19 protein-coding genes are annotated in these 20218 nt (G+C 61.7%); 7 read left to right on the top strand and 12 right to left on the bottom strand.

The window, feature by feature from the left end; translation table 11 throughout:
* The first annotated feature begins 112 nt into the window (after window positions 1-112).
* Entirely contained in the window at window positions 113-901 is a 789-nt protein-coding gene (locus FFR93_RS19870; RefSeq protein WP_138394458.1) for a YdcF family protein, read from the top strand.
* Window position 902: 1 nt separating this feature from the next.
* Here FFR93_RS19870 and FFR93_RS19865 read toward each other — a convergent pair whose 3' ends face one another.
* On the bottom strand, window positions 903-1376 hold the full coding sequence (locus FFR93_RS19865; protein ID WP_138394457.1) for a hypothetical protein: 474 nt from the start codon (window positions 1374-1376) through the stop codon (window positions 903-905).
* A 178-nt stretch (window positions 1377-1554) separates the two neighbouring features.
* On the opposite strand from FFR93_RS19865, the gene FFR93_RS19860 reads away from it, so the two are divergent.
* Window positions 1555-2190: a trimeric intracellular cation channel family protein gene (locus tag FFR93_RS19860; protein WP_064707861.1), complete on the top strand. Its 636-nt coding sequence runs from the start codon at window positions 1555-1557 to the stop codon at window positions 2188-2190.
* A 12-nt stretch (window positions 2191-2202) separates the two neighbouring features.
* Here FFR93_RS19860 and irrA read toward each other — a convergent pair whose 3' ends face one another.
* On the bottom strand, window positions 2203-2622 hold the full coding sequence (irrA, locus tag FFR93_RS19855) for an iron response transcriptional regulator IrrA (protein ID WP_064707862.1): 420 nt from the start codon (window positions 2620-2622) through the stop codon (window positions 2203-2205).
* Window positions 2623-2924: 302 nt separating this feature from the next.
* Between irrA and fabA the strand changes: the two genes are divergently transcribed.
* Genes fabA through fabI form a run of 3 tightly spaced genes read left to right on the top strand, consistent with a single transcriptional unit; the run spans window position 2925 to window position 5529 of the window.
* Window positions 2925-3440, top strand: coding sequence for a 3-hydroxyacyl-[acyl-carrier-protein] dehydratase FabA (gene fabA / locus FFR93_RS19850; protein ID WP_064711871.1), 516 nt, complete (start codon window positions 2925-2927; stop codon window positions 3438-3440).
* Window positions 3441-3485: 45 nt separating this feature from the next.
* A complete protein-coding gene (gene fabB / locus FFR93_RS19845; RefSeq protein WP_138394456.1) occupies window positions 3486-4718 on the top strand; it encodes a beta-ketoacyl-ACP synthase I in 1233 nt (410 codons plus the stop codon).
* Between the two features lie 4 nt (window positions 4719-4722).
* Window positions 4723-5529 (top strand): enoyl-ACP reductase FabI, encoded by an 807-nt coding sequence (gene fabI, locus FFR93_RS19840; protein WP_138394455.1) that lies wholly within the window; start codon window positions 4723-4725, stop codon window positions 5527-5529.
* Window positions 5530-5623: 94 nt separating this feature from the next.
* Here fabI and FFR93_RS19835 read toward each other — a convergent pair whose 3' ends face one another.
* From FFR93_RS19835 to rimP, 10 genes are all read right to left on the bottom strand, one after another.
* Window positions 5624-6640, bottom strand: coding sequence for a class I SAM-dependent methyltransferase (locus FFR93_RS19835; RefSeq protein ID WP_138394454.1), 1017 nt, complete (start codon window positions 6638-6640; stop codon window positions 5624-5626).
* 80 nt (window positions 6641-6720) lie between these two features.
* The gene (gene pnp / locus FFR93_RS19830; protein WP_064707539.1) at window positions 6721-8859 is read right to left on the bottom strand and encodes a polyribonucleotide nucleotidyltransferase; all 2139 of its coding nucleotides are present in this window, start codon (window positions 8857-8859) and stop codon (window positions 6721-6723) included.
* A gap of 348 nt (window positions 8860-9207) precedes the next feature.
* Window positions 9208-9477, bottom strand: coding sequence for a 30S ribosomal protein S15 (gene rpsO / locus FFR93_RS19825; RefSeq protein ID WP_009997779.1), 270 nt, complete (start codon window positions 9475-9477; stop codon window positions 9208-9210).
* Between the two features lie 151 nt (window positions 9478-9628).
* Complete coding sequence (locus FFR93_RS19820) at window positions 9629-10477, bottom strand: alpha/beta hydrolase (RefSeq protein ID WP_138394453.1); 849 nt, start codon at window positions 10475-10477, stop codon at window positions 9629-9631.
* Between the two features lie 90 nt (window positions 10478-10567).
* Window positions 10568-11500, bottom strand: a complete 933-nt coding sequence (gene truB / locus FFR93_RS19815) for a tRNA pseudouridine(55) synthase TruB (RefSeq protein WP_138394452.1) — start codon at window positions 11498-11500, stop codon at window positions 10568-10570.
* Window positions 11501-11512: 12 nt separating this feature from the next.
* Complete coding sequence (gene rbfA / locus FFR93_RS19810; protein ID WP_009993666.1) at window positions 11513-11917, bottom strand: 30S ribosome-binding factor RbfA; 405 nt, start codon at window positions 11915-11917, stop codon at window positions 11513-11515.
* Between the two features lie 149 nt (window positions 11918-12066).
* Entirely contained in the window at window positions 12067-14817 is a 2751-nt protein-coding gene (gene infB, locus FFR93_RS19805) for a translation initiation factor IF-2 (RefSeq protein WP_138394451.1), read from the bottom strand.
* Between the two features lie 102 nt (window positions 14818-14919).
* Complete coding sequence (locus FFR93_RS19800; protein WP_171049218.1) at window positions 14920-15612, bottom strand: RNA-binding protein; 693 nt, start codon at window positions 15610-15612, stop codon at window positions 14920-14922.
* A complete protein-coding gene (nusA, locus tag FFR93_RS19795; RefSeq protein WP_064707545.1) occupies window positions 15609-17210 on the bottom strand; it encodes a transcription termination factor NusA in 1602 nt (533 codons plus the stop codon). Before nusA ends, FFR93_RS19800 begins: the two co-directional genes overlap by 4 nt.
* Window positions 17211-17269: 59 nt before the next feature.
* Window positions 17270-17875 carry a ribosome maturation factor RimP gene (rimP, locus tag FFR93_RS19790; protein ID WP_064707546.1) on the bottom strand — a complete coding sequence of 202 codons (606 nt, stop codon included), beginning with the start codon at window positions 17873-17875 and terminating at the stop codon, window positions 17270-17272.
* A 244-nt stretch (window positions 17876-18119) separates the two neighbouring features.
* Between rimP and FFR93_RS19785 the strand changes: the two genes are divergently transcribed.
* Entirely contained in the window at window positions 18120-19751 is a 1632-nt protein-coding gene (locus FFR93_RS19785; RefSeq protein ID WP_138394449.1) for an MFS transporter, read from the top strand.
* A gap of 7 nt (window positions 19752-19758) precedes the next feature.
* Complete coding sequence (locus FFR93_RS19780; protein ID WP_064707548.1) at window positions 19759-20214, top strand: GNAT family N-acetyltransferase; 456 nt, start codon at window positions 19759-19761, stop codon at window positions 20212-20214.
* Window positions 20215-20218: the final 4 nt, after the last annotated feature.

Below are 20218 nucleotides of genomic sequence, written 5' to 3'. Positions count from 1 at the left end.
TAAGGCGCAAGGCGCGAATCTGAAAGACCGCGAGGCGCTTTAGAACCGTCGCATTCCTGTTACCGTCGAATCGGATAGGAAGGGGCCGCCGCCCATCCTCAAGGAGTAGGTCTTGTTCGTCATTTCGAAACTTGTCTGGATTTTTGCGCAGCCGCTGTCGCTGGCATTCCTTCTCGTCTTCTTCACCCTCGTTGCCGGTCTTCTGCGCTGGCGTGCCTTGACTATCCTTGGCGCAAGCGGCGCCGCTTTCATTCTCTTCGTCACCCTCTACACCACCACCGGCAACCTTCTGATGCAGGGTCTTGAGCAGCGTTTCGCGAAACCCGCTGGCGATCCCGATAGCCTGCAATGCATGATCGTGCTGGGCGGCGCGTTTGAAAACGAGGTGAATACGACGCGCCACGGGATCGAATTCAATGGCGGGGCCGACCGCTTCGTCGAAGCCCTGCGGCTCGCGCAGAAGTTTCCGCAGTCGCGCATTCTCGTGTCGGGCGGCGACGGCTCACTCTCAGGCGTCTACGAGGGCGACGCGGCGGCCTCCGAGCGCTTTTTCCCGCTTTTCGGTATCGGCAAGGACCGCCTGATCGAGGAGCGGCAATCGCGCACGACCTTCGAAAACGCCGTCAATACGAGGGAATTCCTGGCGAGCCAGGGGCTTTCCAATTGCCTGCTGATCACCTCGGGCTTCCACATGCCGCGCTCGGTCGGCATTTTCCGCAAGCTCGGAATCGATATCGTTCCCTGGCCGACCGATTACCGCACCGACGGGCAGGTGAGGCCGGGCCTGGATTTTACCCAGCCGAACCTCAATGCCCAGAATATCTCGACGGCGATCCGCGAATGGTACGGCCTGGTCGGCTATTATCTCGCCGGCCGGACGTCGGAGCTCTATCCGGGCTGAGCTACTTCTTGGAGATGGTGACGAATTTCGTGCCGCGCACGCGCGCCGTCACGATGCAGGGATCGCCTTGGGTGCGGTCGCAGAAACGCGGATGCATCTTCATCGCCAGCACCATATTGCCGAAGCGCTGGACGAAATCGTAGCCGTAGATCTGCGCCGTCGCGATCATGAAATAACCGCCTTCGGCAACCTGGAGATAGAAATTATAGGTGCAGCCGTCGTCGTTGCATTGCGGCCCCTTCTGCCCGTCGCAGGTCAGTTGACCCTCATTGACAACGGCGTCGACCAGCCCGTCATTGTTGATGTCCTGCCGGGTGACGAAGCCGTCGGCGAATTCGGCCGCCTTGCACTGTTCCTGGAAATGCTTCTTCTCGTAGATCTCGGGGTCGGAGATCAGCGATTGCTGGGCAAGCGCTGCAACTGGCATGGCGAGCAGCAGGACGATGTTGAGAACGGCGAGCACCAGCGTTTTCACGAGCTTTCCTCTTTTGCACAAAGGCCCCGTAGCCAATGTATGTCGCCCCAAAACTGTGCAGGGTTTTAGAATAACAACATGCATCGAATAAAGACCGATGCTTTATGGCCGCTGCGCCTTGCGCCGCCCTTGCCGCCATGGTTCTTTCCGGAAACTGTTTGCCGGTTCCGGGGTCCGCATGTCCTTGCTCGTCTATCTCGATTATGCCGGCATTGCGCTGTTTGCCGCGACCGGCGCGCTCGCCGCCTCGCGCAAGCAGCTCGATCTGATCGGCTTTCTGTTTTTCGCCATTGTGACGGGAACCGGCGGCGGCACCGTGCGCGACATCGTGCTCGGCCGCGTGCCGGTGTTCTGGGTGCTGAACCCCGCCTATATCCTCGTCTGCTGCATCATGGGCGTCATCGTCTTCTTCACTGCCCACCTGCTAGAATCGCGCTACCGCCTGCTGATCTGGCTGGATGCGATCGGCCTTGCCGCCTATTGCGTGCTCGGCGCCGCCAAGGGACTTGCCGCCACCGGCTCGCCGACAATCGCTATCGTCACCGGCACATTGACGGCGACCTTCGGCGGCATCCTGCGCGATTTGATGGCAAACGAACCTTCGGTGCTGTTGCGGCCGGAAATCTACGTGACCGCGGCTCTTATCGGCGCCGGAGTGTTCACGCTCGCCAATGCGCTGGGAATGCCGCTCTATCTGGCCTCGGGCTGCGGCGTCGTAGCGGCCTTTGCCGTTCGCGGTGGTGCTCTGTGGTTCGGCTGGACCTTTCCGATCTACAAACACCAGCCCGGCCGGCATCCCGACGATGTCATGTGAGGCGGCAGTGTATCAGCCTTGTTTGGCCCGCAGGCGGATCACCACGTCGACATGAGCGATCTCCATGCCTTCAGGCGGCTCCGGCAGATTGCCGATCGTCAGGTTGCTGACGGGAATGTCGAGCACCTCGTTTTCGCCTTCGATGAAGAAATGATGGTGGTCGGAAACATTGGTGTCGAAATAGGTCTTGGCGCTCTCGACGGCGAGAACGCGGATGAGACCGGCTTCGGTGAACTGGTGCAGCGTGTTGTAGACGGTCGCCAGCGAAACCGGCACGCCGGCGGCAACCGCCTCCTCGTGCAGTTCCTCGACGGTCAAATGCCGATCGCCCTTGGCAAACAGGAGATCGCCGAGCGCGACGCGCTGGCGCGTAGGGCGCAAGCCCGCGCCGCGCAGCCTTACCTCTATTGCGATCGGGGATGCACCCGTCATCAAGACCAACTCCGGATATTCCTGCATAAAGCAATCATGTTTCTCCAAGCGGTATAACTTTTGCGCCGGAGCCTTTCAATAGTTCAATGGGGACAAGAGCCTGCTAAACGCCGCAAAAAACGGACTTTAGACGCAAATAGGTCTGGTCGCGGCCCTGGCCTTCCTGTATGCGACCACCAAATAATGGCGTAGGCCTGGTCCGGTACGATGAGTGAAGCTGCCTTGCTTGTGCTTCATTTTCTGAAGAACTTGGACTACACGTTCACATCCATCGGCTTCACGCGGGGGGGAAAAAGAATTTTATGACAACCAGACAGTCCAGCTTCTCGTATGAAGAACTCATCGCTTGCGCCCATGGCGAGCTGTTCGGACCCGGCAATGCGCAGCTGCCGCTGCCACCCATGCTGATGGTTCACCGCATCACGGAAATTTCCGAAACGGGCGGCGCCTTCGACAAGGGCTATCTCAGGGCTGAATACGACGTACGCCCCGACGACTGGTATTTCCCCTGCCATTTCGAAGGCAATCCGATCATGCCGGGCTGCCTTGGCCTCGATGGCATGTGGCAGCTGACCGGCTTCTTTCTGGGCTGGCTCGGCGAGGAAGGTCGCGGCATGGCGCTTTCAACAGGCGAAGTGAAATTCAAGGGCATGGTCCGGCCGCATACGAAGCTGATTGAATACGGTATCGACTTCAAGCGCGTCATGCGCGGTCGCCTCGTGCTCGGCACGGCTGACGGCTGGCTGAAGGCGGACGGTGAGACCATATACCAGGCGGCCGACCTTCGCGTCGGTCTATCGAAAGACAAGTCCGCCTGAAACCGCATTTCGAGCGGCTGACGAAAACAACAAAGGTTTGATCAGATGAGACGGGTAGTTGTCACGGGTCTGGGTATCGTTTCCTCGATCGGGAGCGACGCGGCCGAAGTCACCGAATCCTTGCGGGAGGCAAAGTCGGGTATTTCCTTTTCCAACGATTTTGCCGAACACGGCTTCAAGTGCCAGGTCTGGGGCAGTCCGAAGCTCGGCCCGGCGGAACTTGCGGATCTGGTCGATCGCCGCGCCATGCGCTTCCTGTCGCAGGGCGGCGCCTGGAACCATGTCGCCATGAAGCAGGCGATCGCCGATTCCGGGCTGGAAGAGAAGGAATACGCTCAGAACGAGCGCGCCGGCATCATCATGGGATCCGGCGGCCCGTCGACCCGCACCCTCATCGAGGCGGCCGATATTACCGTCAAGAACAAGAGCCCGAAGCGCATTGGCCCCTTCGCCGTGCCGAAGGCGATGTCTTCGACCGCCTCCGCCACGCTTGCGACCTGGTTCAAGATTCACGGCGTTAACTATTCTATCTCGTCGGCCTGCTCGACCTCTGCGCATTGCATCGGCAACGCAGCCGAAATGATCCAGTGGGGCAAGCAGGACGTGATGTTTGCCGGCGGCCACGAGGATCTCGACTGGACGATGTCCAATCTCTTCGATGCAATGGGCGCCATGTCTTCCAAATATAACGATACGCCGGATACCGCCTCGCGCGCCTATGACGTCAACCGCGACGGTTTCGTCATTGCCGGCGGCGCCGGCGTGCTGGTGTTGGAAGAGCTGGAGCGCGCCAAGGCGCGCGGCGCCAAAATCTATGCCGAAATCGTCGGCTACGGCGCCACCTCCGATGGCTACGACATGGTCGCTCCCTCGGGCGAGGGCGCTGCCCGCTGCATGCGCCAGGCGCTTTCCACCGTCAAAGGTGAGGTCGACTATATCAACACCCATGGCACGTCGACGCCGGTCGGCGACAGCAAGGAAATCGGCGCCATCCGCGAAGTGTTCGGCGCCAAGATCCCGCACATCCAATCGACCAAATCGCTGACGGGCCATTCGCTGGGTGCGGCCGGCGTGCAGGAATCGATCTATTCCCTGCTGATGATGCAGCAAGGCTTCATCGGCGAAAGTGCCCATATCATCGAACTCGATCCCGAATTCGAAGGCGTGCCGATCGTGCGCAAGCGTATCGACAATGCGAAGATCGACACCGCTCTCTCCAACTCCTTCGGCTTCGGCGGGACGAACGCCACGCTCGTCTTCCAGCGCTATAACGGATAATAACATGACTGGAATCATGCAGGGTAAGCGCGGCCTCATCATGGGCGTCGCAAACAACCATTCGATTGCCTGGGGGATTTCAAAAGCTCTCGCCGCACAAGGTGCGGACCTCGCCTTCACCTATCAGGGCGATGCGCTCGGCAAGCGCGTCAGGCCGCTTGCCGCCGAAGTCGGCTCGGATTTCGTGCTGCCTTGCGATGTCGAGGATATTGAATCCGTCGACGCCGTGGTCGACTCGCTCGGCGAGCGCTGGGGCAAGCTCGATTTTATCGTCCACGCCATCGGTTTCTCCGATAAGAACGAGCTGAAGGGCCTCTTCGCCGATACCACGCGTGAGAATTTCAGCCGCACCATGGTCATTTCCTGCTTCTCCTTCACCGAGATCGCCAGGCGTTGCGCTCCGCTGATGGAGGGCAGTGGCGCGATGCTGACTTTGACCTATAACGGCTCGACGCGCGTCATTCCCAATTACAACGTCATGGGCGTCGCCAAGGCAGCGCTCGAGGCTTCGGTGCGCTATCTCGCCGCCGATTACGGCCCGCGCGGCATCCGCGTCAACGCGATTTCCGCCGGCCCGATCCGCACGCTCGCCGGCGCCGGCATCTCTGACGCACGCGCGATCCTCTCGTGGAACCAGCGCAACGCGCCGCTGCGCAAGACCGTGACCATCGATCAGGTCGGCAACTCGGCGCTCTACCTGCTCTCCGACCTCTCCGCCGGCGTCACCGGCGAGATCCACTTCGTCGATGCCGGCTTCAACATCACCTCCATGCCGACGCTGGACACGTTGCGCAAGGCCGACGTGGAATAAACTCATCCTGCTTGAAACAAAAAAGGCCGTGCGCAGGTGATGCGCACGGCCTTTTTGTTTTCGTCAACATGCGCCGGTGCCGGGCCGTCCCGCCTTATTTCTTCGCCCACAACACCTTAAAACGTGCATTGCGGCAGGTTTCGCCGCTTTCCTTGAAGTTCGCTGCCAAAACCGGCTCGTAAGGCAGGCCGCGATTGGCGACGAGCATCAGCCGGCCGCCGCCGCGAAGGGCGGAGGCGGCAGTCTTGATCATCGCCTGGCCGAGCGATGGCTCGGCGGCATGTGCTTCATGGAAGGGCGGGTTCATGATGACGAGATCGTATTTGTCCTTGACCGGCTCGCCCGCCAGATCGTGCCAGAAGAAGCGCACCGGCGCGTCTGGACAGTTCTCCGCCAGGTTACCCCGCGCTGCTTCCAAAGCTGCGTGATTGGCCTCATAGAGGTCAAGGCGGGCCATTCCGCGCGATCTCTGCGCCATCTCGACCGAGAGATAGCCCCATCCGGCGCCGAAATCGGCGACGTCGCCGGTAAAATCCTGCGGCAGGCGCGAGGCGAGAAGTTCCGATCCGGCGTCGATCCGGTCATGCGAGAACATGCCGGCTGCCGCATGGAAGCGATCGTCGACGCGCACCGGCGCCTTTGCCAGTCTGGAAATGACGTCGCCGGCCTCGGCCGGGCGGCCGAACCAGAAGGCGACGCCGTGATATTTCGGCATATGGTCGATGGCGAGGCCGAAAGCTTCCATACGCTTGCGCAAGGGCTGGACGCCGTCTTCCTTGGCGCCGGCGACGACGATGAGCCCACCGGCCCGCGTGCGGGCGATCGCGGCGGCGAGATTGGTCTCGTTCTCGCCCTTGTGCTTGGTGCAAAGCACAAGCGCCGCGTCATAATCCTCGCCCTCGATCTCAGGCGTCGCTTCGATCCGCTGAGCGAGGAGCTGGCGATAGAGCGGCCGGAAGCCCTGGACGGCGCTGAGCGAGGCGGCAAAACCTTCCGGCAGCGCAAAGCCTGCCTCGGCGCCGAGAAAAAGCACACGCTCGCCTTCGCCAGGCGCCTGGATCGTGCCGCTGGCAAAGGGATGGAACAGGGTCTTCAGCGTATCGCGGCTCATGGATCTCGTCTCATTTAGAATAGAAGAAGGGCGCGGAAGAATCCCGCGCCCGGAAAAGCTCTAAAGCTGGCAGACGCGGCTTATTCGGCCGCTTCTTCCTTCTTCTTCTCGTTCGGGATTTCCTGACCGGTGGCCTGATCGACGACCTTCATCGACAGGCGAACCTTGCCGCGTTCATCGAAGCCGAGCAGCTTGACCCAGACCTTGTCGCCTTCCTTGACGACGTCCTGCGTCTTGGCGACGCGCTCGGAAGCCAGCTGCGAGATGTGGACGAGGCCATCGCGGGCGCCGAAGAAGTTGACGAAGGCGCCGAAGTCGGCGGTCTTGACGACAGTGCCTTCATAGATCTGGCCGATTTCAGGCTCGGCGACGATCGAGTGGATCCACTTGCGGGCCGCTTCGATTTCCTTGCCGGAAGAGGAGGCGATCTTGACGGTGCCGTCGTCCTCGATGTTGATCTTCGCGCCGGTCTTTTCGACGATTTCGCGGATGACCTTGCCACCGGAGCCGATGACTTCGCGGATCTTGTCGACCGGGATGTTCATGACTTCGATGCGCGGAGCGAATTCGCCGAGCTGGCCGCGGCTCTCGGTGATGGCCTTGGACATTTCGCCGAGAATGTGGGCGCGACCGCCCTTGGCCTGGGCGAGAGCGACCTTCATGATCTCTTCGGTGATACCGGCGATCTTGATGTCCATCTGCAGCGAGGTAATGCCGTCGGCCGTGCCTGCGACCTTAAAGTCCATGTCGCCGAGATGATCCTCGTCACCGAGGATGTCCGAGAGGACGGCGAAGCGGTCGCCTTCCAGGATCAGGCCCATGGCGATGCCGGCAACCGGCTTTGCCAGCGGAACGCCGGCATCCATCAGCGCCAGCGACGTGCCGCAGACGGTTGCCATCGACGACGAGCCGTTGGATTCGGTGATTTCGGAAACGACGCGCAGCGTGTAGGGGAACTGCTCCGCCGACGGCAGCATGGGATGGATGGCGCGCCATGCGAGCTTGCCATGGCCGATTTCGCGGCGGCCCGGAGAACCCATGCGGCCGGTCTCGCCGACCGAGTAGGGCGGGAAGTTGTAGTGCAGCATGAAGTTTTCCTTGTACATGCCCGTCAAGGAATCGACATACTGCTCGTCTTCGCCGGTGCCGAGCGTGGCGACGACGATGGCCTGGGTTTCACCGCGGGTGAAGAGGGCCGAGCCGTGCGTGCGCGGCAGTAGACCGACTTCGGCAACGATCGGACGAACGGTCTCGAGGTCGCGGCCGTCGATGCGGCTCTTGGTGTCGAGGATGTTCCAGCGCACGATCTTGGCCTGCAGGTGCTTGAAGATCGCGCCGATTTCCTCGGCGGTGTACCGGGCTTCGCCTTCCTCGGGAAGGAAATGCGCCTTTACCTTGGCCTTGACGGCGTCGACGGCGGCGTAGCGGTCGGCCTTCTGGGTGATCTTGTAGGCTTCTCGCAGTTCGGTTTCGGCAAGCCCAAGCATTTCGCTTTCGAGCGCGGCATAATCTTCCGGCTGGAAGTCGCGCGGTTCCTTGGCGGCAACTTCGGCGAGCTTGATAATCGCGTCGAGAACCGGTTGGAAGCCCTTGTGGCCGAACATGACGGCGCCGAGCATGACGTCTTCAGGCAGTTCCTTGGCTTCGGATTCAACCATCAGCACGGCGTCATAGGTGCCGGCGACGATCAGGTCGAGGCTCGATTCGTCCATCTCGTCGAGATGGGGGTTGAGAACGTATTCGCCATTGATGTAGCCGACACGCGCGCCGCCGACCGGACCCATGAAGGGCACGCCGGAGAGCGTCAGCGCCGCCGAAGTGGCGACCATCGACAGCACGTCCGGATCGTTTTCAAGGTCGTGCTGGATGACGGTGACGACGACCTGCGTGTCGTTCTTGTAGCCTTCCGGGAAGAGCGGGCGGATCGGGCGGTCGATGAGGCGGGAAACGAGCGTTTCGTTTTCGCTCGGACGTCCTTCGCGCTTGAAATAGCCGCCGGGAATCTTGCCGGCTGCGTAGGTCTTTTCCTGGTAGTTGACGGTTAGCGGAAAGAAGTCCTGGCCGGGCTTCGGCGCCTTGGCCGAGACGACGGTGGCGAGAACGACGGTCTCACCGTAGGTGGCGAGAACTGCGCCGTCCGCCTGACGGGCGATCTTGCCGGTTTCGAGCTTCAGCGGGCGGCCGGCCCACTCGATTTCCACGCTGTGTGTATCAAACATATCTTGTCCTTCAATGCGGGAGCACGCGCCATCGCCGATATCGGGCGCAGCGCACAGTCGACCGCAATCAATGTGACGTATCACGGGCAAGACAACGGGAGGCTTTTCACCAGCAGTTTCCCGAACGGAGAGTTCCTGGGAAACTTAGGCCAAAGCCTTGGAGAGCTTTGGCCGAAAGCATCCGGCAATCCTGCCCCATGACAGGTCAACGGTTGGTTTGGCAGAACCGGCCCATCCGGGTCTGCCGGTCGTTCCACCGCTTGAGATAGGGCGCGGGCGGAACATTTCATCAGGACCATTGTCCCGAAACGGATCCGGCGGACGCTCAAAAGCGCCCGCCGGACAGTTTTAGCGGCGGATACCCAGGCTGTTGATCAGCTTGGAATAGCGGCCTTCATCCTTCTTCTTGAGATAGTCAAGAAGCGAGCGGCGGCTCGAAACCATCGTCAGCAGACCACGGCGGGAATGGTTATCCTTCTTGTGGTCCTTGAAGTGTTCGGTCAGGTTGTTGATGCGTTCGGTCAGGATCGCGACCTGGACTTCCGGGGAACCGGTATCGCCTTCGGCAGTCGCATATTCCTTGATCAGCGCAGCCTTGCGCTCAGCAGTGATCGACATCGGATGTTCCTTTCTATGAGAGGAGAAGAAGTCGCCAAAAGCCGGGATGCCGTCCAGCTTTGGCCGTGAATGCGAGCAGGCGGACCTGACGCTGGCGCTGCCTATAAACCAAATATGCAGCGATGGAAAGAGGGGACTCCCGCAGCGGCTTTCAACGGCCGGCCATGGCGTCCCGGATCATTGCATCATAACCGCCGGGATCCTGCAGCATGGCGAAATGGCTGGCATCCTTGAGGATGACAAGTTTTGCGCCTGGGATCTCCTTTGCCATCATCTCCGTATGGTCGAGCTTGACGGCCTCGTCATGGTCGCCGATGGCAAGCGTGACGGGTACGGTGATCTTCCCAAGGTCAGCCGCCGTCCAGTTCGGCTGCGTCTCCCACATCCGGGAGATCTGCGCGACGAAGGCGTCATATTCGTTCGGCGTCGGCGACAGCTTCCTATACTGCTCCCCGGCGACATTGATGTATTCGTTGAAGGTCTTGTTGTTCATGACATCGTCCTTGACGCCATCTGTCGTGACATTCGCTGCCTGGGCAATGACCCGCGTGAGCTTTTCCGGATGTTTCATCGCCATGTCGATGCCGATGATGCCGCCGTCCGACCATCCCACCAGCGTCACCTTGTCGATCTTCAGATAATCGAGAAGGGCTGCATAATCGGATGTCATCAGATCATAGCCAAAGGGCTGCTGGCTGCGCGTCGAGCGGCCGTGACCGCGGCTGTCGGCAACGATGACCAGATGATCCCTCGCGAATTCGGCGACCTGGCGACCCCAGACATCGGCATTTCCAAGGCCGCCATGGATGAAGAGGATCGGGTCGCCCTCACCATATTCGGCGTAATACATCTTGATGTCGTTGACATCGGCCATGCCACCGATCTTCGGCGCGGGCATCGAAGGAAAGGCCGGAAGCTCGGCCCAGCGTTCGGCGGCTTGGGCGCCGGCAAGGATCAGGAACAACGAAAAGAACGTCAGTATTCCGGTAATTCTGCGCATGATTTCCCCTCGGGCCGCCATGGCCCCGGGGGAAACATATTGCATCGTCAACGGCTGGCAATTGCCAGAGCAGTCACAAATCGGACGGGCTCAGGCAAAAACGCGCTTGGGACGAAATTCGCCCTGGCCGATCTCGCCGATCGCGATCAGCTTGCCGCGCGCCGTCGCATAGGCTTCGCTCTCGGCAATCGGCGCATCCCGGCCGCGTACCAGGATCGGATTACCCATCTTCAGCCTGTGCGCCTGGTCGTCGTTGATGACGAGATGGGGCAGCGCCGAAAGCGCCTCGCAGGTGTCGATCAGCAGCGCGTCGAGGGCGGCGAGCCGCTCGTCCATGTCCTCGATCGCTTCCAGCGCCACCAGGTCGGCGAGCGGCACCATGGCGTCCTCCGCGAAGGGCGCGACGAAGGTGCGCCGCAGGCCGGATATGTGACCGTAGCAGCCGAGCTCGCGGCCGAAATCGCGAGCGAGCGCCCGCACATACGTGCCCTTGCCGCATTCCACTTCGAAATGGGCGGTATTGGCGTCAGGGCAGGCAAGCAGGGTCAGCCGAAAGATCTCCACTTCCCGCGACGGGATCTCGACGGCTTCACCGTCGCGCGCCAGGTCATAGGCGCGTTCTCCCGCTATCTTGATCGCGGAAAACTGCGGCGGCACCTGGCTGATGGTGCCGATATATTTCGGCAGGATATCGCGGATATGCTGTTCGCTTGGCCGCTTGTCCGAGCTCTGAGTGACCTCGCCTTCGAGATCGTCCGTGGAGCGCTCCTCGCCCCAGCTGACGGTGAATTCGTAGATTTTGCGGCCGTCCATCACATAGGGAACGGTCTTGGTCGCATCGCCGAGCGCGATCGGCAGCATGCCGGAGGCGAGCGGATCGAGCGTGCCGGCATGGCCGGCCTTCTGCGCCTTGTAGAGCCACTTGATCTTGGAAACGGCTTCCGTCGAGCCGAAATCCACCGGCTTGTCTAGGATCAGCCAGCCGGAAATCGGTCGGCCCTTGGGTTTGCGTGGTTTGGACATCAGTCTCTTCTGTTATTGTTCGTCGTTGTCGCCGTCGAGGTCTCGGCTCACCTCTGGCGAACGCAGCAGCTCGTCGATCTTCTTGTAATTGTCGAAACTGGTATCGTCCCGGAAGCGTACCTCCGGCATGTATTTCATCTGCCGGAGCTGCGGTCCGAGCCGGCCGCGGATGAATTTCGCATGGCGGTTCAAAGCCTCGATGACGATGCTGTGGTCGGAAACGCCGAGCGGCGTCACGTAAGCCGTGGCGATCTTGAGATCAGGCGACATGCGCACTTCGGAGATCGAAATCACCGTCGCCTCGATGATGTCGTCGCGCACTTCGCCGCGCTGCAGCACCTGAGTGATTGCGGCGCGGACCTGTTCGCCAACGCGCAGCATGCGCTGCGAAGGCGCGGAAGATGTTGGTCTGGTCATTGTTATCTCTGTTTGCCGATGCGGCTGGGAATCGAACCCGTCAAAGGAGAGCGTCCATGACTCTTTTGGCCGAAAAGGTCAAGCCGGCAGATAGAAAAGCCACCCGCCGGATAGCGGATGGCTTTGAAAAGCTGCTGTGACGCCGAGGATTAGAGCGTCCGCGTGATATGTTCGACGCGGAAGCACTCGATGACGTCGCCGACGCGCATGTCTTCATAGTTTTCAAAGGCCATGCCGCACTCCTGGCCCATCGGCACTTCGGAGACTTCGTCCTTGAAGCGCTTGAGGGTCTTGAGCTTGCCTTCGTGAACGACGACGTCGTCGCGGATGAGGCGTACACCGGCCCCGCGCTCGACCTTGCCTTCGACGACACGGCAGCCTGCGACCTTGCCGACCTTGGTGATGTTGAACACTTCCAGGATCTCGGCATTGCCGATGAAGGTCTCGCGCCGTTCCGGAGACAGGAGGCCCGACATCGCTGCCTTCACGTCATCCACGAGGTCGTAGATGATGTTGTAGTAGCGGATCTCGATGCCCTGACGCTCGGCGAACTGGCGCGCCTGCGCATTGGCGCGAACGTTGAAGCCGATAATGGCCGCGTTCGAGGCTTCGGCGAGCGAAATATCCGACTCGGTGATGCCGCCTGCGCCCGAATGGACGATGCGGGCACGCACCTCGTCGGTGCCGAGCTTTTCCAGTGCGCCGGCGATCGCTTCGATCGAACCCTGCACGTCGCCCTTGATGACAAGCGGGAATTCCTTGATTCCGGTGCTCTGCATCTGCGTCATCATCTGTTCCAGCGAACCGCGCTGTCCCGACTGGCGGGCAGCCGCCTTGTCGCGGGCAAGACGCTGGCGGTATTCCGAGATTTCGCGGGCGCGGCTCTCGCTCTCGACCACTGCGAACTTGTCACCCGCCTGCGGCGTGCCGGAAAGGCCGAGCACTTCCACGGGCATCGCCGGCGGCGCTTCCTTCATATGGTCGCCCTTGTCGTTGACGAGGGCGCGCACGCGGCCCCAGACGTCGCCTGCGACGATGATCTGGCCCGGCTTCAGCGTACCGTTCTGAACGAGAACCGTGGCAACCGAGCCGCGGCCGCGATCGAGCTGGGCTTCGATGACGGTACCTTCGGCAGTGCGGTTCGGATTGGCCTTGAGGTCGAGGATTTCCGCCTGCAGCAGAACTGCTTCGAGCAGCTTGTCAAGGTTCTTGCCTGTTTTGGCCGAGACTTCGACGTCAAGCGTTTCACCGCCCATCGATTCCACGAAGACTTCGTGTTGCAGAAGCTGGTTGCGCACCTTCTGCGGATCGGCTTCGTGCTTGTCGATCTTGTTGATCGCCACGATGATCGGAACACCGGCCGCCTTGGCGTGATTGATCGATTCGATTGTCTGCGGCATGACGCTGTCGTCAGCTGCCACGACCAGAATCGCGATGTCGGTCGCCTGCGCGCCGCGGGCGCGCATCGCCGTGAAGGCGGCGTGGCCGGGGGTGTCGATGAAGGTGATCTTCTGGCCGTTCTGCTCCACCTGATAGGCGCCGATATGCTGCGTGATACCGCCGGCTTCGCCGGCAACCACGTTGGCATGGCGGATGGCGTCGAGCAGCGAGGTCTTGCCGTGGTCGACGTGGCCCATGATGGTGACCACGGGCGGACGCGAAACGCGATCGCCTTCGACGTCGGCGATGTCAAAGATGCCGAGTTCGACGTCGGATTCAGAGACACGCTTGACGGTATGGCCGAATTCGCCGGCGATGAGTTCGGCGAGGTCGGCATCGATGACATCGCCCGGCTTCATCATCTGGCCTTCCTTCATCAGGAACTTGATGACGTCGACGGCGCGTTCGGACATGCGCTGCGACAGCTCCTGAATGGTGATGGTCTCAGGCAGGACCACTTCGCGGGAGATCTTCTCGCGAGTTTCCTGCATCTGACTGCGGCGGAACTTTTCCTGCCGGCGGCGCATCGCCGAGAGCGAGCGGCCCCGGGCATTGTCGTCTCCGTCAACGTCGGCCGTGGTGATCGTCAGCTTGCCGCGGCGGCGCTCCTCATCCGTCTTCGGACGGGTGGTGACGGGCTTTGCGGGTTCCGGGCGAATGACGCGGCCACGGGCCGGACCGCCGCGTGCAGCACCGCGATCATCGTCGTCGCCGTCGTCGCGACGGCCGCGGACACCAGCCGGTGCCGTAGCGCCGGGCGCCGGGCGGGCGGCAGCCGGTGCTCCGGCGCCATCGGGCCGGCGCGCAGCCGGCGCCGGCGATGCCGGCCTGGGAGCGTTCGGACGGGATTCGGCGACGGCAGGAGCCTGTGCAGCGGCTGCCGGTTCGGCGGCAGCGGACGCCTCTGCCTGGCGGACAGCCTCTTCGGCTGCCCTGCGGGCGGCCTCTTCGGCTTCGGCTGCCTTGCGGATCACCTCTTCGGCGGCACGGCGCTTTTCTTCCTCGGCACGGCGGATCGCATCCTGGGCGTCACGCGCCTGGGATTCGGCCAGCGCACGGCGGCGCGCATCCATCTCTTCCGGCGACAGATGGTTCAGAACCACCGGGCGCGGACGATCGTTCGGACGCGACGGCTGATAGGACTGCTGCGGACGCTGGTTGGTCTGGTTACTGCCCGGCTGATGAATCCTCGGCGCCGGCGTCGACTGCTGCGGACGCGCCTGAGCAGGTGCCGGCGCTGGTTCGGCTGCGCGAACCGGGGCTGCGGGGGCAGCGGGCGTGATCGGCTTTTCGTCTTCCGGGCGCATCGGGCGCCGCTTGCGGGTCTCGACCACGACCGCTTTGCTGCGACCCCGACCCATATCCTGGCGAACGGTGCCCTGGCTCATCCCCGATGGTTTCAGGGTAAGCGTCTTCTTGCCCGTTACGCTGATTGTCTTGTCGTCGTTACTATCGGTCATTCGTTCCCGTTCCTTCGGACAGGGAGCGATGACTAGATCAGACCCTGTCGTTCAAATACTGTCGATCAATGAGAATGAGACCGGCCGATGCCGGTGACCGCCTCATTGTTTTTGCCGGCCAGCGCCGCCCGCTGCCCGGGACTGACCGCCAATACGGTACTGTTCGAGCATCTTTGCGCGCTTCACTACACCCTCACCCGCCTGCCCTGCAAGCACTGCGGCATGGATAAAAGCATTCTGGCCCATCAGGCCCTCCATTTCGCTCTCCGAGAAGAAACGGTAGGAAGGTATCTCCTCCTCGGTCTCCATTCCGAGGTGCCAGGCCTTGCGGGCCTGGTCGATTTTTCGCACTCCGTCATCCGCTGCGTCAGTCGCGTGGAACACCGCAAGGGCCGCTCCACTTCTGACCGCGGCATCCACTTTCGAGGCGCCGCTGACGAACTGGCCGGCTTTGCGCGCCATGTTCATCATCTGCATTAATTGCGCCGCCAGCAGCCGGTCGACGCTCGCGCCGAGATCGTCCGCGGCCTTCGCATCGCTCTTCAATGCGCGGGCGAATAGTTTTTTCGCCACCGCCTTGTCGACCAGCGACCGGTCGGCTTTCACCCAGCAGCCGCGTCCCGGAAGCTCGCGCTTCAGGTCGGCGACAACGGTTCCATCGGGAGCCGCTACGAAGCGGATCAGATCTTCCGGCGATCCGCTTTCGCGCGTCACGATGCACATGCGTCCGTTCACGTCATACCCTGCAAGATCGTCGTCCTCAGGAAGAGCGTTCGGCTCATGCGCGGTCATCATGCTTCCTGTTCGGCTTCGGTGACCTCTTCTTCGGTCGCGTTCGCCAGGTCCTCTTCGGTAATCCAGCCGGCCGCTAGACGCGCTTGCACGATCATCTGCTCGGCTTCGACACGCGAGACGTCGAACTTCGAGAACAGGCCTTCGAACTTCTTCGTTTCGCCGTTCTTGCGTTCCGTCCAGCCGACGAGGTCATCGGCAGCGCAGCCGGCGAAGTCCTCGATCGTCTTGATGCCGTCCTCGCCGAGCGCCACCATCATCTGGGCAGTCATGCCGTCGATCTGGCGCAACTCGTCCTGAACGCCGAGCGCCTTGCGCTTCTCGTCCATCTCGGCTTCGAGACGCTCGAGGAATTCGCGGGCGCGCTGCTGGATTTCCTGCGCCGTCTCTTCGTCGAAACCGTCAATCGAGGAGATTTCGTCGAGATCGACATAGGCAAGTTCCTCGACGGCGGCAAAGCCTTCAGATGCCAGAACCTGGCCGACCATTTCGTCGACATCGAGCGAATCCATGAACAGGTTGGTGCGCTCGTTGAATTCCTTCTGACGGCGTTCCGATTCCTCGGCCTCCGTCATGATGTCGATATCCCAGCCGGTCAGCTGCGAGGCGAGGCGGACGTTCTGGCCGCGGCGGCCGATTGCAAGCGACAGCTGCTCGTCGGGAACAACGACTTCGATGCGCTCAGCGTCCTCGTCGAGAACGACCTTGGCGACTTCCGCCGGCTGCAGGGCGTTGACCACGAAGGTCGCCGGGTCCTGGCTCCACGGGATGATGTCGATCTTCTCGCCCTGCAGTTCGCCGACGACGGCCTGAACGCGCGAGCCGCGCATACCGACGCAGGCGCCGACCGGATCGATCGAACTGTCGTTCGAGATCACCGCGATCTTGGCGCGCGAACCCGGATCGCGGGCGACCGACTTCACCTGGATGATGCCGTCGTAAATCTCAGGCACTTCCATGGTGAAGAGCTTCACCATGAACTGCGGGTGCGTGCGCGACAGGAAAATCTGCGGGCCGCGTTGCTCGCGACGCACATCATATACGTATGCACGGACGCGATCGCCATAGCGCACGTTCTCGCGCGGGATCATTTCATCGCGGCGGATGATGCCTTCACCGCGGCCGAGATCGACGATGACATTGCCGTATTCGACGCGCTTGACGGTGCCGTTGACGATTTCGCCGACGCGATCCTTGAATTCGTCGAACTGACGGTCGCGCTCGGCCTCACGCACCTTCTGCACGATCACCTGCTTGGCGGACTGTGCGGCGATGCGGCCGAAATCCATTGGCGGCAGCGGGTCGGCGATGAAATCGCCGAGGGCTGCGTCCGGATTGCGGTCGCGGGCAAGCTCCAGCGGGATCTGCGTCGAATAATCCTCGGCCTTGTCGACGACTTCGAGCAGACGCTGCAGACGGATTTCACCGGTCTTCGGATTGATGTCGGCCCGGATGTTGGACTCGGTGCCGTAACGGGAGCGCGCCGCCTTCTGGATGGCATCGGCCATTGCGGCAAGCACGATCTCCCGGTCGATGACTTTTTCGCGCGCCACTGCATCTGCGATCTGCAGAAGTTCGAGCCGGTTCGCACTGACTGCCATTGTTTTGTTTCTCCGTCTTTACTCCAGGGTTCCCGTCCCTGCAGCGGTCTATTGATCGGTTATTCCTGGTCGTCTGCTTCGTTCTGGTTCGCGGCCTGCGCTTTCGCCAGCTTGTCGGCGCGCAATGCATCGCGGATCAGATCGTCGGTGAGAATGAGCTTCGCATCGCTAAGCGCCGTGAAGGGGATGGTGACGTTCAGCTCTTCTCCATAGGCAACCTGGTCACGCTCCAGCGTGAATCCATCAGCGTCGGCTTCGACGATCTTGCCGCGGAAGCGCTTGCGGTTGCCGATCATGATCGACGTCTCGCATTTCACTAGGTGACCTTGCCAGCGGACAAAATCGGATTTCCGCACCATCGGACGGTCGATGCCGGGCGAGGACACCTCAAGATGATACTCTTTATCGATTGGATCTTCCACATCGAGGACCGGAGAAATCGCCATCGAGACCTCTTCGCAGTCCTGAACCGTCATCGTGCCGTCATTGCGCTCGGCCATGACCTGCATCGTCATGCCGTTCTGGTTCAGCATGCGCACACGGATGAGCCGGAATCCCATGCCGACAAGCACGGGTTCGATGATATCGGCAAGACGCTGGTCGAGCCCGGTTTCGGTAATCAGTCGCGGCTCAAGTTCGTTGTCTGCGTTTGTCATGTCCGACAAGCGGTGCGCTCCTCGCAATTTCCTGCTGTCCAGGCGATCGCGCTAATAAAAAAGAGCGGGTCCTTGCGGCCCACTCTTCATCAAGCGATCAAGAATTTGAGAGCCATATAGTCGGGTTTTTCCGAAATTGCAAGGTCTGCGACCAATTCCGCCGATTCATGCCGGGCGAGGGGAAGGCCTATGGCCAGCGATCATCTTCCGCATATATTGCCGTTGGCGCACAATAACAAAAGCGGGAGACATCGTGGGCTATACCTCGTCGACACTGGCGCCCTTGCGGCACGATACCTACCGCACCATCTGGTTCGCCAGCCTTTCCTCGAATTTCGGCGGCCTGATCCAGGCGGTGGGTGCTGCATGGATGATGACGACGATCACCACCTCTGAGGATATGGTCGCGCTGGTGCAGACCTCGACGGCGCTGCCGATCATGCTGTTTTCGCTGATATCGGGGGCGTTGGCCGATAATTTTGATCGCCGCCGGGTCATGCTGACGGCCCAGTGCATGATGCTGACGGTTTCGGCCTCGCTGACGGCCACCGCCCTTCTCGGCTGGGTCACCCCCTGGCTGCTGCTGTTCTTCACCTTTCTGATCGGCTGCGGCACTGCGCTCAACAATCCCTCATGGCAGGCCTCAGTCGGCGATATGGTGCCGCGGACCGATCTGCCGGGCGCGGTCACGCTGAACAGTATGGGCTTCAACATCACCCGCAGCGTCGGCCCGGCGATCGGCGGCGTCATCGTGGCGGCAGCCGGCGCGGCCGCGGCCTTCGCGGTGAACACCGTGAGTTATTTTCCTTTGATCTATGCCCTGCTGCGCTGGCGGCCGAATATGCCAGTCTCGACCCTGCCGCGCGAAGCGCTGGGCAGCGCTGTCTTCGCGGGCCTGCGTTATGTCTCCATGTCGCCCAATCTCGAAAAGGTTCTCGCCAGGGGCCTGATCTTCGGCATCGGCGCCAGTTCCATCCTGGCGCTGCTGCCGGTCGTGGCGCTCGATCTCGTTGCCGGCGGCCCGCTGACCTATGGCTTCATGCTTGGCGCCTTCGGCGTCGGCGCGATCGGCGGCGCTGTTCTGAATGCGAGGCTTCGCCAGATGCTGTCCAGCGAGACGATCATCCGGCTGGCCTTCGCCGGCTTTGCGCTGAGCGCCGTCATCGCCGCCGTCAGTCCGAGCGCCGTCCTGACCTCCGCCGGGCTGCTCGTCTCGGGCGCCTGCTGGGTCTCGGCGCTGTCGCTTTTCAACACCATCGTCCAGCTGTCGACGCCGCGCTGGGTGGTGGGCCGGGCGCTGTCGCTCTACCAGACCGTCACCTTCGGCGGCATTGCCGGCGGCAGCTGGCTTTGGGGTGTCGCCGCTGATCGCTATGGCGTCGCCGATGCGCTGCTGATGTCATCAGTGGTCATGCTGCTCGGCGTTGCGATCGGCCTGCGTTTTTCAATGCCAGCCTTCGCTTCGCTCAATCTCGATCCCTTGAACCGCTTCACCGCGCCGGCGCTCAGCCTCGACATCACGCCGCGTAGCGGCCCGATCGTCATCCAGGTCGATTACGAGATTGCCGACGACGATCTTGCGGAATTCATGGTGCTGATGGGTGAGCGCCGCCGCATCCGAATCCGCGACGGCGCCCGCAACTGGGCGCTGATGCGCGATCTCGAAAATCCCGGGCTATGGACGGAGACCTACCATACGCCGACCTGGGTCGAATACATAAGACACAACCAACGGCGCACGCAGGCCGATGCCGAAAACATCGACAGGCTGCGCGCGCTCCACCGCGGCGAAGGTCCGCCCCATGTTCACCGAATGATCGAGCGCCAGGCGATCCCGCCAGGCGACGATGTCTTCCATAAGGCGCCGATCGATCTGCATCATTGAGAGAGTCATGCACAGTTTCAGGCTTGCCCGCTTATCCGATCTTGCTGCCATCGTACGGCTTCTGGCCGACGATGATCTCGGCGGCGCCAGGGAAATCGTCTCCGATCCCGTCGATGCACGTTATCTCTCGGCCTTCGCCGCGATCGAGGCGGATGCCAACCAGCTGCTGGCTGTCGCGACCGATGCGGCCGACCAGGTCGTCGGCTGCCTGCATCTGAGCTTTCTTCCCGGCCTCTCCCGGACCGGCATGTGGCGCGGTCAGATCGAAAGCGTGCGCATCGCAAGAGAGTGTCGCGGATCGGGCCTCGGCGCACAGTTCATCGAGTGGGCGCTTGCCCAAAGTATCGAGCGCGGCTGCGGCCTCGTGCAGCTGACATCCGACAAGACGCGGAAAGACTCGATCCGCTTCTACGAGAAGCTCGGTTTCGTCGCCAGCCACGAAGGGCTGAAGCGCAACCTCTGAGGCC

Source organism: Rhizobium sp. MHM7A (assembly GCF_005862215.1).
GTDB lineage: Bacteria > Pseudomonadota > Alphaproteobacteria > Rhizobiales > Rhizobiaceae > Rhizobium > Rhizobium bangladeshense.
The sequence above is the reverse complement of the archived record's forward strand: the minus strand, read 5'-3'. Positions and strand labels throughout refer to the sequence as shown.